This window comes from Rummeliibacillus sp. POC4, from assembly GCF_003576525.1.
In the GTDB taxonomy this organism is placed as follows: domain Bacteria; phylum Bacillota; class Bacilli; order Bacillales_A; family Planococcaceae; genus Rummeliibacillus.
The window spans coordinates 49,612-66,286 of the sequence record NZ_QWUA01000011.1 but is presented as its reverse complement, the minus strand read 5'-3'; the positions used below and the strand labels follow the sequence as shown (position 1 = coordinate 66,286).

Genomic DNA, 16,675 nt, shown 5'->3' with positions numbered 1-16,675 from the left:
ATTGTATATATTTCAATTAAATGTCAAATTCATCTCCTGATTTCATCACACGAACACTTGTAAATGAAACCATTTTGGCAAATTCTTGAGGATCCTGCTCAATAACAGGGAATGTATTGTAATGGATTGGTATTACTTCTTTTGGTTTTAAAAACTCAACAGCCCTAGCTGCATCTTCTGGTCCCATAGTAAAATTATCCCCAATTGGTAAAAATGCAACATCAATCGGATGGATATCACCGAGTAATTTCATATCTGAGAATAATGCTGTATCACCTGCATGATAAATTACTTTCCCTTCTATAAATAATAAAATACCTGCAGGCATACCAGTGTAAATTATTTGTTGGTCGTTCGTGATATATGAAGACCCATGAAAGGCTTGAGTCAGTTTTACTTTACCAAAGTCAAATTGATGTGCTCCCCCTATATGCATAGGATGTGTTTTGATACCTTGCCAAGAGAGATATTCAGCAAGTTCATTTGGAGCAACAACCAAAGCTCCTGACTGCTTTGCAATTTCAACAGTATCACCTACATGATCGTTATGACCGTGCGTTAACAAAATTACATCTGGGTGCTCTTCTTTCACGGATAAATCTGTAAGATGATTACCTGTAATAAAAGGATCTATTAAAATGGTATAACCTTTCGTTTTAATCTTTACTATGGAATGACCATGATAAGAAATTTGCATTTAGAATCATCCTTTCAATATTTTGTATCATTGACTTCTATTCGTTATAGGTACTTATTTTCCTCTTTTTTTGGTAAACTATAATTGCGAAGAGTTACTTAAACTAAAATGTACTTATATCATTATTTCAAGAGCTCTAACAATTCTAAGGAGGATTCTTATGAACAAGGTTCAATTGATTCAAAAGTATTTACAAGAAAAAAATATCGATGCAGCATTTATCACAACACCTGATAATGTTTTCTATCTTTCAGGCTTTAAAAGTGATCCTCATGAGCGTCTTCTTGGCGTAATGGTATTTAAAGATGCTGAACCATTTATGATTTGTCCTAAAATGGAAGTTCCTGATGCGAAGGCTTCAGGATGGGCATATGAAGCTGTAGGTCATGACGATACAGATAACGCATGGGATATCTTCCATAACACTGCTGAAACTCGTAAAGTTACATTAAATACAATTGCGATTGAAAAAACACATGTAACAGTTGAGCGTTTAGAAGCTTTACAAACTGTCTACCCAACATCTACATTTGTTGGCATTGACGAACAACTTATTAATATGCGTTTAGTTAAATCAGAAGACGAGTTAGAAAAACTACGTGAAGCTGCTAAATTAGCTGATTATGCAATTGAAGTAGGTTGTAACGAATTAGCGGAAGGTAAAACTGAAATTGAAGTTCTATCTGCAATAGAATCTGCTATGAAAGAAAAAGGCGTTTATATGTCATTTGACACTATGGTCCTTACTGGATTAAATGCCGCTTCTCCTCACGGAACTCCAGGTACCCAAAAAATCCAAAAAGGTGATTTAGTCTTATTTGATCTTGGTGTTGTTTATAAAGGATACTGCTCAGATATTACTCGTACAGTAGCATTTGGTGAACCTTCTGAAGCACAAAAAGCGGTTTATGAAGCTGTCAAAAATGCAAACGAGTCTGCAATTGCTGCAGTAAAACCAGGAGTAAGAGCAATGGATTTAGATAAAATCGCTCGCGATGTCATCACTGAAGCTGGTTACGGTGAATACTTCACTCACCGTCTTGGTCACGGTTTAGGAATTTCAGTGCACGAATTCCCATCAGTACATGGTGCAAACGAAGTTGCTATGAAAGAAGGTATGGTCTTCACTATTGAGCCAGGTATCTATAAAGGTGATACAGCAGGTGTTCGAATTGAAGATGATGTATATGTAACTGCTAATGGTGTTGAGGTTTTAACAAGTTTCCCTAAAGAACTACAAATTATTCAACCTAAATAATTTGTATCATTAAAATTCAATACGTTATGAATATTAAAAGCGCCGGATAAGATCTCTATCGAAATCTTATCCGGCGCTTTATATATGCTTTGAATCTATTAATTTTTTTCAGTCATAATTTATAATAACGAATCAGCAGGAACATATGGATAATTTAAAGCTTCTGCAACTGCTTTAAATGTAACATTACCCTCTAAAGTGTTAATACCTTTTTTCAATGCCTCGTTTGTTAAGCAAGCCCGTCTATAGCCCTTATTGGCAATTTCTAAGGCATAAGGAACAGTGTTATTTGTAAGTGCGATTGTTGAAGTTCTTGGAACAGCACCAGGCATATTCGCTACTGCATAATGAACAACACCATGTTTTATATATGTTGGATTATCATGCGTAGTTATGCGGTCAGATGTCTCAAAAATACCACCTTGGTCAATCGCAATATCGACAACTACAGAACCTGGAGACATAGATTTTATCATTTCTTCTGTTACTAATTTTGGTGCTTTTGCTCCCGGAATTAGTACAGCACCAATAACTAAATCAGAATTTTTTACAGATTCAGCGATATTGTATGGGTTAGACATTAATGTTTGGACATCATTGCCAAATTGGTCATCTAATTGACGCAATCTCTCTGGACTTAAATCTATAATCGTTACTTCAGCGCCCATACCAATTGCAACTTTTGCAGCATTAGCTCCTGCCATACCCCCACCAATAATTGTTACTTTTGCACGCGGCACCCCTGACACGCCACCAAGTAAAATACCTTTACCGCCTTCTTGCTTCTCTAAATATTGAGCACCAATTTGTGTGGCCATTCTTCCTGCCACTTCACTCATAGGAGTCAATAATGGTAAAGTACGATTTGGTAATTGTACAGTTTCATATGCAATTGCAACTACTTTTTTATCTAGCAGAGCTTGAGTTAGTTCAGGCTCAGGCGCTAAATGTAAATAAGTGAAAAGAATTTGACCTTCAAAAAAATAATCGTATTCTGAAGTAATCGGTTCTTTCACCTTCATAACCATTTCTTGCTTCCAAGCTTCACTTGCTGTAGAGACTATTTTTGCCCCTGCTAGTTTGTAATCTTCATCTGTAAAGCCAGAACCTAGACCGGCACCTGTTTCAATAAATACCTCGTGTCCAAACATTGCTAAGTTCACCACACCAGCGGGCGTCATTGCCACACGGTTTTCGTTGTTTTTAATCTCCTTTGGAACACCAATTTTCATACCCATCCTCCTCAAGTGTAAAAAAGTAATTGATTGTTTTTTATGTATAATCTTGTGACAACATAAAAACAAGTTCATTGTATCAGATTTCAAAATCAATTTGTTAATAATTTAGAAAATTTCTTTTTTTAGGATAACACTATGAACATATTGGAAATTATAAATCTCTTAAATCCTTCATAACCCCTCTGTTTTCATAGCATTATAAGATATTACGAATTTTCGAACTTGGAAAATGAGGAAGTATTTATTAAACAAAAATGTTATAATGGATTTATATAAAGGAGGAATTTATTATGGCATTAACTTATAATAATATTGTTGTTGCAGTAGATGGCTCAAAAGAAGCGGAATATGCATTTAAGAAAGCAATTGCCGTAGCAAATCGTAACAAATCAACTCTTAACTTAGTTAATATTATTGACACTCGTTCATTTGCCGCTATTGAAGCTTATGATCGTTCCATCCAAGAACGTGCACAAGAGTTCGCTGAAGAATTGCTAGAAGGCTACAAAAAAGAAGCAGAAGCTGCAGGCGTTAAAAATGTAAACGTATTAATTGAATACGGATCACCTAAAACAATTATTACAAGAGAAGTGTCTAAAAAAGTAGAAGCAGATTTAATCATCTGTGGTGCTACTGGACTTAATGCTGTAGAAAGATTCTTAATCGGTAGTGTTTCTGAAAGTATTGTACGTTCTGCTAAATGCGATGTGCTTGTTGTTCGTACAGATTCAGTTATTGAAGAAAAATAAGTTTGATAACCCACTTCATAATTGGAGTGGGTTTTCTTTACATTTTATATTTCGAACATAATAAAAGCTTACAGATCATGTTACATTGTCTGTAAGCTTTTATTACGTCGGTATTTAACAATAAACGGAAACATTCTTCTGTTAAAATTTCTTTTGTTCTTTTTTCCATTTTCTAACTTTTGCAAAGAAAAGTTCTAATGCTTTTATGTTTTTCATATTAGGAACTCTTGCAAGCAATACTTCTTTTACTGCTTCACCTGTATCATTTTTCTTTTGCAATATAAATAAGCTTTTTGCATGTGCTTTGTTTGAAAATAGCTCTTCAGGTAATTGTACGACTGCTTGTATCCAAGCTTTTGAAGTGATTAATTTGTTTAAAATAGAAGATTGTTCAGACTCAAATATATGGTCTGGTACTAAAAAGAAAAGGTAACCGCCATCTTTTACATATTTTAATGATTGTTCAATAAATAAATGATGAGCATATGTCATCCCTTCAGATGATTTGACCTCATATTGCTTTGCAACTTCATCATTCGGATAATATCCAACCGGCAAATCACAAATTACGGCATCAACTGGATCAATCAATAAATTTTCTAATGCATCTTGGCAATACAAAGAAATAGGTTGCTTTTCTAATTCGCCTGATGCAGCTGCAAGTTGAATTAACAAGTCATCAATTTCTACGCCGGTTCCTTCAATTTTATCTCCTACTAAATTCATAACTGTTAATAATAAATTCCCTGTACCAATTGCTGGGTCTAGCACAGTAATTTTCTCATCAGATTTGAATTCCTTTTCGTAAAATTGTTCAACAAAATAGCCTAATAATAGCCCAAGTGAATCTGGCGTCATTTGGTGATTAGGCTGTGCACTTTTACGCATTCCCTTTAAAATTGCCAACTGGATGGCCTTACGAATTTCCTCTTTAGAAAGTTCGTTAATACTAGGTTTTCTATCTCCATCTAACCATGTATTTAATGTTTCAAGAACACCTTCTAAGTAAGTAATATTATGTTCTTTTGCCACTTCTTCTGAATATTCATCGATAAAAGAAAATAATTTTTCAATAGTTTCCATTTTTTTCTCCCTCAAAACTGAAACCCACTCAATCCTACTCGAGTGGGTTTCATATTATTTCCTGACATCAAGTTAACTTATTTAGTAAGTGATTTAACAGCAGCTAATGCGCTATCATAATCCGGATGGTTTGTACCTTCAGATACATACTCAACATAAGAAACTTTGCCATCTTTATCAATAACAAAGACAGAACGAGCAAGTAAACGTAATTCTTTCATATGGACACCATATGCATCTCCAAATGATAAGTCACGATGATCTGATAAAGTGTGGACGTTTTCGATGCCATTTGCACCGCACCAACGTTTTTGCGCAAAAGGAAGATCACATGAAATTGTTAAGATTACAACATCTTCTCCTAATGCAGTAGCTTCCTCATTAAAACGACGTGTTTGTGCATCACATACACCTGTGTCTAATGATGGAACAACACTAATTAAAACAGTTTTACCTTCAAAATCAGATAAATGTTTTTCTGTTAAGTCTGTAGATAATACAGTAAAATCAGGTGCTTTGTCACCTACTTTAATTTCTGGTCCGACTAATGTTACTGGGTTGTTAATAAATGTTACTTGTACCATTTCAACGCCTCCTCTAAACAATATTACTTGAATCTTTCTCGCCCTTGCAACTTTCACGCCTTATGTTTGTTTTGAATTGTATTTTCTGATTAATTTTCTTAAAATTCCGTTTCTTTTTGTTCCTGTTTAATTTCTACCGCGATTTCTTTTTCTCTTTCCTCAAATGTATTTTCATGCACAACTATTGTATCTGCAATATAGTCATGAATTGCCTTATTACATGGGGTGAACGCAACAATTATATAAAGAATTTTAACTGTAACCGATATAATTCGACCAATACATTCACGGAAGAGCACAGTTCCCCAAGTTAAAGGCTTTTGGTTTTCAGAAACAACTCGAATACCAAGCGCCATTTTCCCTATAGTCTGTCCCCAGAGTTTCGTCATTAAAACAAAATAGATATAAAATATAAAACTAGTAACTGATCCATAAAGGGAAAGATGAAGAATTTCTAAATCCTCCCAACCGATTAACAAAAATAAAGGTTTTACTAATATTGACGTTAGAGAAGAGATAACGATTAAATCAATCAAATATGCCCAAAATCTAGTCCAAAATCCTGCTGTCTTCAATCGGTAATCTTTTACTTTTTTTATTTGCATTGGTTCTGGGCTTAGTGCTCTAACATTAACTGTTTCTGCCATCTTTCTAGCCCTCCTTATTCTTCACCATACAAATACATCATACGAGGTGCACTATTTTTGGTTAACAATTTGGTTATAGCCTCTTTTTCGGCTGAACTACCAACTAATGTATTTACCTTAGAAGATAAAAGTGATGACCAATCACCTTGCTCTTTATATTCATAAACTTCTGCCCCTTCAAGATCATTGTCTTTCAAAAGAGCTTGAAGCGCGTCTTCGCTATACCCTAGTTTATCGACCAGTCCCGCATCCACAGCTTGTGAGCCATTCATAATGCGACCATCCGCAATTTCTCTTACTTCTTTTTTAGACATGCCACGTCCATCAGCTACCACATTAACAAATCGTTCATACGAATCATTCACCATGTCTTGCAATAATTTACGTTCTGCTGCAGTCATTTCTCTTGAACCATTTAAAATATCTTTATACGGTCCAGTTTTGATAGTATTAAATTCAATACCATATTTTTTAGCTAGTTTACTATAATCCATTCCTTGCATGATTACACCAATAGATCCTGTAATTGTTTCTTCATCAGCAAATATTTGATCTGCAGGGGCAGAAATGTAGTATCCTCCAGAAGCGGCCATAGATCCCATCGAAACATATATAGGTATATTCCGTTCCTTTTTTATTTGCTCTAGTTTTTCATAAATTTGTTTTGATTCGTTCGTACCTCCACCAGGAGAATTGACTTTCAAAAGTACACCTTTTACATTAGAGTCATCTAAAATTTCATCTAACTGCTTTATGAAAAATTGGTGATTGTACGTTTCGGAATTAAATAAAGAAGTCGTTTCTCCAGTATCCTGAATAGTCCCGTTTACTGTTAAAACGGCTACCTTTTTCCCCATATCTCCTTGTTTTATAACCTTTGTATTATATGTAGCATCCATATTAAACGCAGAATTAATCTCTTTCTTAATATCTGATTTAACAAATGACCAAAATATTGTTGTAAATGTAGAAACGACTATTAATATTGCTGCGATTGCCAAAGCAATCCATCGTTTTGCTGTCATTAATCTTCCTCCTTTTTGTTCCATTTATTTATACGATTAAGATTTCAAAACGTTTCATGCTTTTCATGAATTCTGTGTGATTTTTTCACTTCTACTATAGTAGAAATTGAAAAAATCATTAAAGCTAACCATATAAATGAAAATGAAACTAACTCAGTTCCTCCAAATGATTCATGATAAACGACAACACCTAAGATTAACGTCATTGTCGGTGAAATATATTGTATAAAGCCCACTAAGTATAAAGGAATATTTTGAGCCCCTGTTGCAAATAAAATAAGAGGGATAGCCGTCACAATTCCAGTGCCAATTAAAAACAAATTCGTCTTTAAATCGACATGTAAAAACGACATATTTCCCTGGAAATAAAGATAAATATAATACATTAACGCAACAGGCAATATAAACATCGTTTCAATGACTAAGCCCCGAGTTGCATCTAAAACAATTTGTTTTTTCAATAAACCGTATATACCAAAACTCAATGCTAATCCAATAGCAACCCAAGGGATTTGTCCATATGAAACAAATAAGATTAGAACTCCAATTATTGCAAACAAAAACGCAACAATTTGATATTTTGATAATCTTTCTTTTAAGAAAATAATACCTAAAAGAATCGAAATTATAGGATTCATATAATATCCTAAACTTGTTTGTACTATATGGTTATGGTTCACTGCCCAAATATAGATAAACCAGTTAATCGAAACTAAATAGGCAGCAATAAAGAGTAACCAAAACGATCTTTGATTATGCCATAATGCTTTAAAATCTGATACTAATACTTTTCGTTGCTTCAATAACACTACAAATATTAACGTTAAAACAAATGACCAAATTACTCTGCTTGCTAAAATTTCTTCACTAGAAACATGTTCAATCACTTTCCAATAAATAGGGAAAAGACCCCATAAAAAATATGCTCCTATTGATGCAAGTATTCCTTTTTTCTCATCTTGCACATTCCCACCTCAATTTCTAATACACCTATCCCCCAATTATAATTTTTCAACTAATGAATGTAAATATGAAAGAAATTGTTCTAACATTTTATGTTAAGCAAACTCCCCTCACTATCTCGTACATTATTATTTTGATTCATATAAAAAGGCCACCCAAATTGGTGACCTATCTGTATTAATCTTATTCATATAAGAGTTTTTCCTAGTAGCCAATTAAATATTGATCTTATTTTTTTCCTTTTCACGTAATTCCATTCTACGTATTTTACCTGATGACGTTTTTGGTAAGCTATTTACAAACTCTATCGCTCTAGGATATTTATATGGTGCAGTTAGATTCTTCGCGTGTTCCTGTAATTCTTTTATTAATTGTTTGGAAGCTTTCGAAGCATCTTTTAAGACAATAAATGCTTTTACGATATTTCCTCGAACTTCATGTGGACTAGCAACAACTGCGCATTCTTGAACTTCTGGATGCTTAACTAATGCATCCTCTACTTCAAATGGTCCGATAGTATAACCTGAACTTATGATAATATCATCATTTCTCCCCTCGAAGAAGAAATAACCATCTTCATCTTTTTTTGCACGATCTCCAGTTATATAATAATCCCCTCTGAATTGTCTTGCTGTACGTTCAGGATCATTCAAATATTCTTTAAATAGTGCAGGGGTTGATCGATGTACTGCTATATCCCCAACTACTCCTGGAGGGCAAGGTTGTCCATCTTCGTCTACTACATCCACAACATTTCCTGGTGTTGGTTTCCCCATTGCTCCAAGTTTTGTTGGGGCTCCTTTTAAATTTCCAATTAATAACGTATTTTCCGTTTGACCATATCCATCACGAACATCTAGATTGAAATACTTTTTGAAAGTTTTTATTACCTCTTCATTTAATGGTTCACCTGCTGAAACCGCACTTTGTAAAGAAGATAAATTATAATCTGATAGATTATCAACTTTTGCCATTATACGATACTCAGTAGGTGTACAGCATAATACTTGAATTTGATATTCTTGAAGTAATGATAAATATTTGTCTGCATGGAATCTTCCATTGTAAACAAATCCAGTTGCTCCACTTCCCAATACCGATAAAAATGGACTCCAAATCCATTTTTGCCATCCCGGACTAGCAGTTGCCCATACTAAATCACCTTCATGGATATCTAGCCAATGAGCCGCAGCGGTTTTTAGATGAGCGTATGCCCATCCATGAGTATGGACAACTCCTTTTGGATTTCCTGTTGTTCCACTTGTATATGATAAAAAAGCCATATCTTCACTTTTGGTTTTAGCGTTTACAAACTGTTCTGACTCTTTTTCTGCTTCTTGAATCATTTCAATCCATGAGGCATGTCCCTGTCCAATAACGTACTGTTGAACATTTTGTAAATTTTTCACTTGATCAAATTGTTCTAAAAATGGTTCATAAGCAATTACTGCCTTTGCATTACTATGCACTAAACGATAATCTATTTCCTTTGCTCTTAACATTTCAGAACTTGGAATTACTACCAACCCCGCTTTTAATGCAGCCACATATGTAATATAGGCATCAATTAAGCGCGGCACCATAATTAGTACTACATCCCCTTTTTGCAAACCATGTTTTACAAAAACATTCGCCACTTGATTGGCTCTTCTTATTAAAGCGTCATAAGTAATGTAGTCTTTACTGCCAAGCTCATTTTCAAACTTAATAGCAATTTTCTCTGGATTTACTGCAAATTTTTCAATCTCTTCTACTAAATTGTACTCTTCAGGTGCAATTAAATCTTCTCGTTTCATAAAAAATCCCCCCTGAATAACGTTTGGCATTTCACATTAATTATATCCAAAGTGTTGAATCATTACAACCAATTACCAGTACTAAATATTAGTAGTTGGTCTTAACTAATAAATTGAACAATAGTAATTTTTTTATTTTCAAGATAAAAGGATTTCACTCAAATTTAATATATTCAGGGAACAGACAAAACATTAAAAGCCAAGGGAGAATTTTTTAATTTCTCCCTTGGCTTTCTATTTATAGGTGTTAGTTATTTAATTTTTAATTATTTTCCGCTCATTTGTTGTTGAGCCATTGCAACTAGACGCTTCGTAATTTCTCCGCCAACGGATCCGTTAGCACGCGCCGATGCATCTGCTCCAAGACTCACTCCAAATTCTTGTGCGATTTCGTACTTCATTTGATCAACAGCTTGTTGTGCACCACGAACTACTAATTGATTTGAGCTTCTTGAATTGTTTGACATGTGAATCACCTCCTTTGTAAATATAGAATGTGCGATTTAAAAAATATCATACACTGATGTTTTAAAAATTTGAGATATGGATATAAATGAAAGTTAAAAAGCATTTTTTGTTAGTTATAAGAAATAATAAGTGCGTACAATTAAAAAACCCTAATTCAGATTTAAAATAAAATTATCCTCTGCTAAAGTGAAAAGCCGAGGAAAAATTCTTTTGAATTCTTCCTCGGCTCTTTTTTTACTTTAGTTATTTAGAATAACCGTTCAGCTGTTGTTCAGCCATTGCAACTAAGCGCTTTGTGATTTCTCCGCCAACGGATCCGTTAGCACGCGCTGATGCATCTGCGCCTAGCTGTACACCAAATTCTTGTGCGATTTCGTACTTCATTTGGTCAATGGCTTGTTTTGCGCCACGAACTTCTAATTGATTTGAACTTGAGTTGTTTGACATGTGAATCACCTCCTTGTGCATATAGAATGTGCTGGAGGTAAAAAAACATACAACAAATATTTAGGAAATATATTCTTATTTAGAGTAGGTCTAGAAATTCATCTGTTTTCTTTTTAGGGAATGTATGAATTTCACGATTTTTAACTGCCTTTTCAATCATTTCATCGAAATTTGTGAAGCTCTCATAATAATTCATCTTTTCTACTCTAGGCTTTGTTTTTGGATTTGCTGGTGTAAATACTGTACAACAATCTTCAAATGGACGAATTGAAGTTTCATACGTACCAATTTTTTGGGCTACTTCAATTATTTCTAATTTATCAAATGTGATTAATGGACGTAAAATAGGTGTAGTAGTCACATCATTAATCGCAGCTAAGCTTTCTAATGTTTGGCTAGCCACTTGTCCAAGATTTTCTCCTGTAACAATTGCTTTCGCATCTATTTCTTTTCGAACGATATCCGCAACTTTCATCATCATTCTTCGAGTAGATGTCATTGTAACATTTTCAGGTACACTACTTTGAATGGTTTGTTGAATTTCAGTAAAAGGTATAACATGTAAGCGGATATTACCACCAAATCGACTGATTTTTTCACATAATTCTTTAACCTTGCCTAAAGATTGATCGCTTGTAAAAGGTGGGCTAAAGAAATGGATTGCTTCTACTCTTACTCCGCGTTTCATCATATAATAAGCTGCAACAGGACTATCAATGCCTCCGGAAAGTAATAATAATGCTTTACCATTTGAACCGATTGGCAAGCCACCTGCACCATGTATGACATCTACCATCATATATACAGCTTTTTCACGAACTTCTACACGAAGTTCAATATCAGGTTTTTTCATTTGAACTGTCATGCCAGGGAGCGTTCCTAATACGTGGCTACCAATAGCTTGTTGAAGTTCATATGTGTCCATAGGGAATTTTTTAAAAGATCTTTTTGCATTTACTTTAAATGTTTTTCCTTTATAATCCATTCCTTTTACAATTTCGACTGCTAATTCTTTCATTGCTTCAATTGTAGGTTCACATTGTGCAACTGGACTAAACGAGTGAATACCGAAAATATGGGGTAATCGTTCAATTAGTTCTTCCATTTCAGTATCTACATTACTGCTCAAATACATGCGGTCACGTTCTGAACGGATTCGCAAATTTGGAATATCAGCGAACGTATAGCGTAAATTTTCTTTTAATCGATTGATGAATAATTTACGGTTACGACCTTTTGTTGTTATTTCTCCGTAACGAATTAAAATTTCATGCCATTTCATTTGGTTAAAACTCCTTTACTTGGTGCATTACTTTAGAAAAAGCTGTTTTAAATGATGCAATATCTTCATCAGAAATTCCTTCACCTAGACTCATACGAATAACACCTTTTTCATAAGATGGTTCAACTTGAATTGCTTTTACTACATGACTAATAGTATGGTCTTTTGATGAACATGCACTTGATGTTGAGATAATAATCCCTTCATGTTGCATCGCATTAACTAGTATTTCCCCTTTTAATCCTTGTACTGCACAACTAATAATATGTGGAGCACCCTGACTACTAGAAAGGACTCTTACATATGGGAACTGTTTAAAGAATTCGTGCAACTCATCTCTCCATTTACTATATTGAGCTGCTTTTTGGGGTTGTTTTTCAGTTGCTAAGCGCACGGCTTTGGCTAATGCAACATCTTGTGGTACTGCTACAGTGCCACTACGAAATCCCATCTCTTGTCCACCACCATGAATAATAGGTTGGATTTTCACCTGTTTACGTAATGCTAAAAAGCCAGTTCCTTTTAAACAATTTATTTTATGACCTGATACAGTAATTGCATCTGGACCATCTTCTCCATTAAATTGTACAGGAATTTTGCCAAAACTTTGGACAGCATCCATATGATAAAATGCACGGCTATTTTGATGCACAATTTTGGCTATTTCTGATACTGGTTGAACAGCACCCATCTCATTATTTACATGCATAATACTAACAACAACCGTATCCTTTGTTAGCTTTTTCTTTAAATCATCTATTAAAATAACACCATTTTCATCTACATTAACATATTCAACGATAAATCCTTCATTTTCTAATGCTTTTGCACTTTCTAAAACAGAAGCATGCTCAATAGCTGACACAAGTATCTTTTTACCACGATGTTTGTTCGCTCTTGCTAATCCTTTAATCGCGAAATTATTGGACTCAGATCCTCCAGATGTGAAAATAATTTGTAGTGGTGATGTTTTTATAATATCTGCAATTTGTTCTCTTGAACGAGATAATAATGTATTTGCTTCAACCCCCATTTGATGAAGAGATGCTGGATTTGCATAAAAACGTTCATTTGCTTGGATAAATGTTTGCAAAACAGCTGGGTCTGGTTTGGTTGTAGCGCTATGATCTAGATAAATCATTGTATTCCCTTCCTTCCAAAAGAAAACCACCAGCACAGAACCGTGCGGTGGCTTAATGCTTTTCTTATTATGAACATCATACCTCGCTTTTGGCAAGTACCTGAATTTTTTTCATAGAACCTGGTTCAACAGCTTCTACTGCAGTTGCAGCATACTCTAAAGCTTTTGTATAACGCATTTCTCTAAATGCATCTTCTGCCTCTAAAAGTTGTTGGTGCATAGCAGGATTCGAATTTCTATAACGATTGCCATATTGTATAATTCGTTCAATCAATTGTACATTTTCAAGCATTTCAATTGCTGAACTATGTACATCAACAATGCATTTCTCTGCAATTTCAAGATTTTTGTTTACTGTTTCCATATTAAGTGGAATCTCTTGAAGATTATTGACAACAACAAAAATTCTTTCAGCTGCTTCTTCTAATCTTGCATCCATTTCTTCTGGTATTCCAGGTAAATTTGCTTTATGTAGCATACGTTCTGTTTCGTGCAGCAATTTTTTTTGATTATTTAATGTTGCTCTTGCTTTATTCTCATCTATTCGCAAGCTCTTCATACGGTCAGCAAATTGCTCTTGCTCTTCAAATAATTGCTCAATAGATGTTTTTAATTCTTTTAAAACTTCTTCCATGCTTGAATAAGCTGATTGTTCTTCTTGTACTTCTATAGACAATAATTCATAATTTTGTCGTAAAGATAGTAACTGTTGTTTACAATTGACAGGAACATCTGCTTCTTTTTGAGATATTCGATAACTTTTTTGAACAGTATCAGCTTCTTTTGCTGTTTTTTCTGTAGCTTCAATAGCTGATTCTAGCAACTCTCCAATTTCTGCAAAATTGTTTTCAACGAATCTTTTACCGATAACTTCTTTTTCAAGTGCATCATAAAAAGATTCAATTTCGTCTTTAATCTCAACAACTCTATGTTGAACAGATGCAATATCAAGTTCTGCAATTTTTTGTTTAAACTCAACTAGATTCTCTTCGATGCGATCTAATTTCTCCAAAATTTCTAGGTGCGCTAGGAAATAAGATTGTTCTTCCATCTCCCGGTGACCATTACGGATTTCATGAATATCAGATGGAATTTTATGTTGAATCTCCGTCAATAATGCAGGGATTTCGTTGATTAGTTTAAAGAGTACCTGTCCTTCCTCATTAAGTTTCACAACGATTTCACGTGCGTTTAAATAATTTCCAGAAGCTGTTAACTGATCATATTCTTCGAATTGAGGATTGAACTTCTCTAATCTTTTTTCAATTGGATTTGCTGCTGGTCCATAAGAATATTGATGCGCTAGTAATGTCTTACGTGCAGCTCGATATTGTTCTTTTATTTGCTCAATTTCGATTCTATTTCTTTCTTCACTACCGATTAACTCATCTAATTCTTTTAAAATTTTCACCATTTCTTGGTCATACTCTGTGATGCGAGATTCAATTTCTTTTTCAATCTCTGTAGCTTTACCAAAATGAAATTTATCTACTTGTTCTTCAGCATCAAATAAAAGGACATCAATTTTTGGCATTTCTACATCCATAAGCTCTGTCCATTTATTGCGCCAACGCTCGAACATTTCTTCAGTTTGCCCATTCATGTTCAACGCTTTAACTTTTGTTAGCTCTTCTAGCACTGGCTTATTTTGTATCTGTAGTTTCTTTTGGTCAAGTCTTTCAATTTCATTTCTATGTTTCCGACGAAAAATAAAGACAATTGCTAAAATTACACATAGTACGATGATGGTAGGAATGATATACTTCATCGTAAGCCCCCTTGTCCCAAAATCAATTTTTCAGCTTCTAATTATGCTTAATAGTACCATGTTTTTGGGTATTTTGTTTACCCTTTAAAGAGATTTCTTACAAATTTCTCAGTAATTCGACTATTTTTTTTTAATGGAGGGATTTTTTTTGAAAAGAGATGCACATATTCACACCCAATATTGTCCACACGGAACTAATGATACTATAGAAAATTATATCAAAAAAGCTATAAAATTGGGATTCAAAGATATAACTTTTACAGAACATGCACCGTTACCTACTAATTTTGTTGATCCTACACCTGAAAAAGATAGCGGTATGGACCCTCATAAACTAATTTCATATTTAGATGAACTTAATACATTAAAAGAACAATACAAAGAAAACATACATATCCGCATTGGTTTCGAGGTTGACTATATCGTAGGATATGAAACAGAGACGACTAGTTTTTTAAACATAGTAGGCCCTCAAATTGATGATGCAATATTATCAGTACATTTCCTAAAATATAATGATGAATATACATGTATTGATTATTCAGAAGATACTTTTTTAGAATTTGCAAACAAATTAGGTTCTGTTCAAGCAGTATATGATTTATACTATGAAACATTAAAACAATCAATCTCTGCGGATCTTGGAAAATATAAGCCAAAACGAATCGGACATCCTACTTTAATCCACAAATTCCAACTTGCGCACGGAGAATCTATTAATGATGATGAACATATTAAACAAGTTCTACAGCTTATGGCTGACAATCACTGTGAACTAGATGTAAATAGTGCTGGACTTGCAAAGGAATTTTGCAAAGAATCCTACCCTCCACTACCGTATATTCAATATGCAAAATCATTAAATATACCATTGGTTTTTGGTTCAGATGCTCACCAAGTTGCTGATTTGCATCAATTTTATGATGAAATATTTCCATTAAACAACTAATTTTAAAAGACTAATTCGGAGGAAAGATATTATGAACTATAGTAACGATTTAAAAGCAAAATACAATTTATTAGCCAAACAATTAGATGCCTTACTAGAAGGTGAATTTGATAACGTTGCTAATTTAAGTAATGCCTCTGCTCTTCTTAACCAATTCCTAGACAATATTAATTGGTGCGGATTTTATTTATCAAAAAATGATGAGTTACTTTTAGGGCCATTCCAAGGGCTTCCTGCTTGCGTTCACATTCCATTTGGAAAAGGGGTTTGTGGTACTGCTGCCGAATCACAAAAAACAATTGTTGTAGAGGATGTTCATGCATTTCCTGGACATATCGCCTGCGATAGTGCCTCTCAATCTGAAATTGTCGTTCCTATTGTTAAAGAGCAAACACTTTTCGGCGTACTTGATATTGATAGTCCTATTAAGAATCGATTTTCAACAGAAGATCAGGATGGTCTGGAACAATTTGTTACTATCTTGACAAAGCATCTCTATTTGTAAAAGAATTTTTTCTCAGTTGTGCACCATACTAAAAAGTAAAAACCATAGAATCCACATTATTTTGGGTTTCTATGG

17 protein-coding genes are annotated in these 16,675 nt (G+C 34.1%); 4 read left to right on the top strand and 13 right to left on the bottom strand.

The annotated features are described in order from the left end of the window. Window positions 1-16: 16 nt before the first annotated feature. Window positions 17-697 carry a metal-dependent hydrolase gene (locus D1606_RS05920; protein ID WP_119415098.1) on the bottom strand — a complete coding sequence of 227 codons (681 nt, stop codon included), beginning with the start codon at window positions 695-697 and terminating at the stop codon, window positions 17-19. A 160-nt stretch (window positions 698-857) separates the two neighbouring features. On the opposite strand from D1606_RS05920, the gene D1606_RS05915 reads away from it, so the two are divergent. Continuing rightward, on the top strand, window positions 858-1,955 hold the full coding sequence (locus tag D1606_RS05915; RefSeq protein WP_119415097.1) for a M24 family metallopeptidase: 1,098 nt from the start codon (window positions 858-860) through the stop codon (window positions 1,953-1,955). Window positions 1,956-2,074: 119 nt separating this feature from the next. Here D1606_RS05915 and ald read toward each other — a convergent pair whose 3' ends face one another. Next, window positions 2,075-3,187 carry an alanine dehydrogenase gene (gene ald, locus D1606_RS05910; protein ID WP_119415096.1) on the bottom strand — a complete coding sequence of 371 codons (1,113 nt, stop codon included), beginning with the start codon at window positions 3,185-3,187 and terminating at the stop codon, window positions 2,075-2,077. A gap of 296 nt (window positions 3,188-3,483) precedes the next feature. On the opposite strand from ald, the gene D1606_RS05905 reads away from it, so the two are divergent. Continuing rightward, window positions 3,484-3,942: a universal stress protein gene (locus D1606_RS05905; protein WP_119415095.1), complete on the top strand. Its 459-nt coding sequence runs from the start codon at window positions 3,484-3,486 to the stop codon at window positions 3,940-3,942. Between the two features lie 141 nt (window positions 3,943-4,083). Here D1606_RS05905 and D1606_RS05900 read toward each other — a convergent pair whose 3' ends face one another. From D1606_RS05900 to ezrA, 11 genes are all read right to left on the bottom strand, one after another. Continuing rightward, window positions 4,084-5,025 carry a class I SAM-dependent methyltransferase gene (locus D1606_RS05900; RefSeq protein WP_119415094.1) on the bottom strand — a complete coding sequence of 314 codons (942 nt, stop codon included), beginning with the start codon at window positions 5,023-5,025 and terminating at the stop codon, window positions 4,084-4,086. Window positions 5,026-5,102: 77 nt separating this feature from the next. Further along, the gene (gene tpx, locus D1606_RS05895; protein ID WP_119415093.1) at window positions 5,103-5,609 is read right to left on the bottom strand and encodes a thiol peroxidase; all 507 of its coding nucleotides are present in this window, start codon (window positions 5,607-5,609) and stop codon (window positions 5,103-5,105) included. 98 nt (window positions 5,610-5,707) lie between these two features. After that, on the bottom strand, window positions 5,708-6,256 hold the full coding sequence (locus D1606_RS05890) for an RDD family protein (protein WP_233548029.1): 549 nt from the start codon (window positions 6,254-6,256) through the stop codon (window positions 5,708-5,710). 14 nt (window positions 6,257-6,270) lie between these two features. After that, window positions 6,271-7,281: a signal peptide peptidase SppA gene (sppA, locus tag D1606_RS05885; RefSeq protein ID WP_119415092.1), complete on the bottom strand. Its 1,011-nt coding sequence runs from the start codon at window positions 7,279-7,281 to the stop codon at window positions 6,271-6,273. Between the two features lie 44 nt (window positions 7,282-7,325). Next, entirely contained in the window at window positions 7,326-8,246 is a 921-nt protein-coding gene (rarD, locus tag D1606_RS05880; RefSeq protein ID WP_119415091.1) for an EamA family transporter RarD, read from the bottom strand. 213 nt (window positions 8,247-8,459) lie between these two features. Further along, window positions 8,460-10,040 (bottom strand): acyl-CoA synthetase MbcS, encoded by a 1,581-nt coding sequence (mbcS, locus tag D1606_RS05875; protein WP_119415090.1) that lies wholly within the window; start codon window positions 10,038-10,040, stop codon window positions 8,460-8,462. A gap of 266 nt (window positions 10,041-10,306) precedes the next feature. Then, a complete protein-coding gene (locus D1606_RS05870; RefSeq protein WP_119415089.1) occupies window positions 10,307-10,507 on the bottom strand; it encodes an alpha/beta-type small acid-soluble spore protein in 201 nt (66 codons plus the stop codon). A gap of 244 nt (window positions 10,508-10,751) precedes the next feature. Further along, window positions 10,752-10,955 (bottom strand): alpha/beta-type small acid-soluble spore protein, encoded by a 204-nt coding sequence (locus D1606_RS05865; RefSeq protein WP_119415088.1) that lies wholly within the window; start codon window positions 10,953-10,955, stop codon window positions 10,752-10,754. A gap of 79 nt (window positions 10,956-11,034) precedes the next feature. Beyond that, on the bottom strand, window positions 11,035-12,237 hold the full coding sequence (gene thiI, locus D1606_RS05860) for a tRNA uracil 4-sulfurtransferase ThiI (protein ID WP_119415087.1): 1,203 nt from the start codon (window positions 12,235-12,237) through the stop codon (window positions 11,035-11,037). A gap of 4 nt (window positions 12,238-12,241) precedes the next feature. Further along, a complete protein-coding gene (locus tag D1606_RS05855) occupies window positions 12,242-13,378 on the bottom strand; it encodes a cysteine desulfurase family protein (protein ID WP_119415086.1) in 1,137 nt (378 codons plus the stop codon). Window positions 13,379-13,454: 76 nt separating this feature from the next. After that, on the bottom strand, window positions 13,455-15,146 hold the full coding sequence (gene ezrA / locus D1606_RS05850; RefSeq protein ID WP_119415085.1) for a septation ring formation regulator EzrA: 1,692 nt from the start codon (window positions 15,144-15,146) through the stop codon (window positions 13,455-13,457). Between the two features lie 148 nt (window positions 15,147-15,294). Here ezrA and hisJ point away from each other — a divergent pair, with 148 nt between their 5' ends. Together hisJ and D1606_RS05840 are read left to right on the top strand one after the other, a co-directional pair. Next, window positions 15,295-16,095, top strand: coding sequence for a histidinol-phosphatase HisJ (gene hisJ, locus D1606_RS05845; protein ID WP_119415084.1), 801 nt, complete (start codon window positions 15,295-15,297; stop codon window positions 16,093-16,095). Between the two features lie 31 nt (window positions 16,096-16,126). Continuing rightward, window positions 16,127-16,600, top strand: coding sequence for a GAF domain-containing protein (locus D1606_RS05840; protein WP_119415083.1), 474 nt, complete (start codon window positions 16,127-16,129; stop codon window positions 16,598-16,600). Window positions 16,601-16,675: the final 75 nt, after the last annotated feature.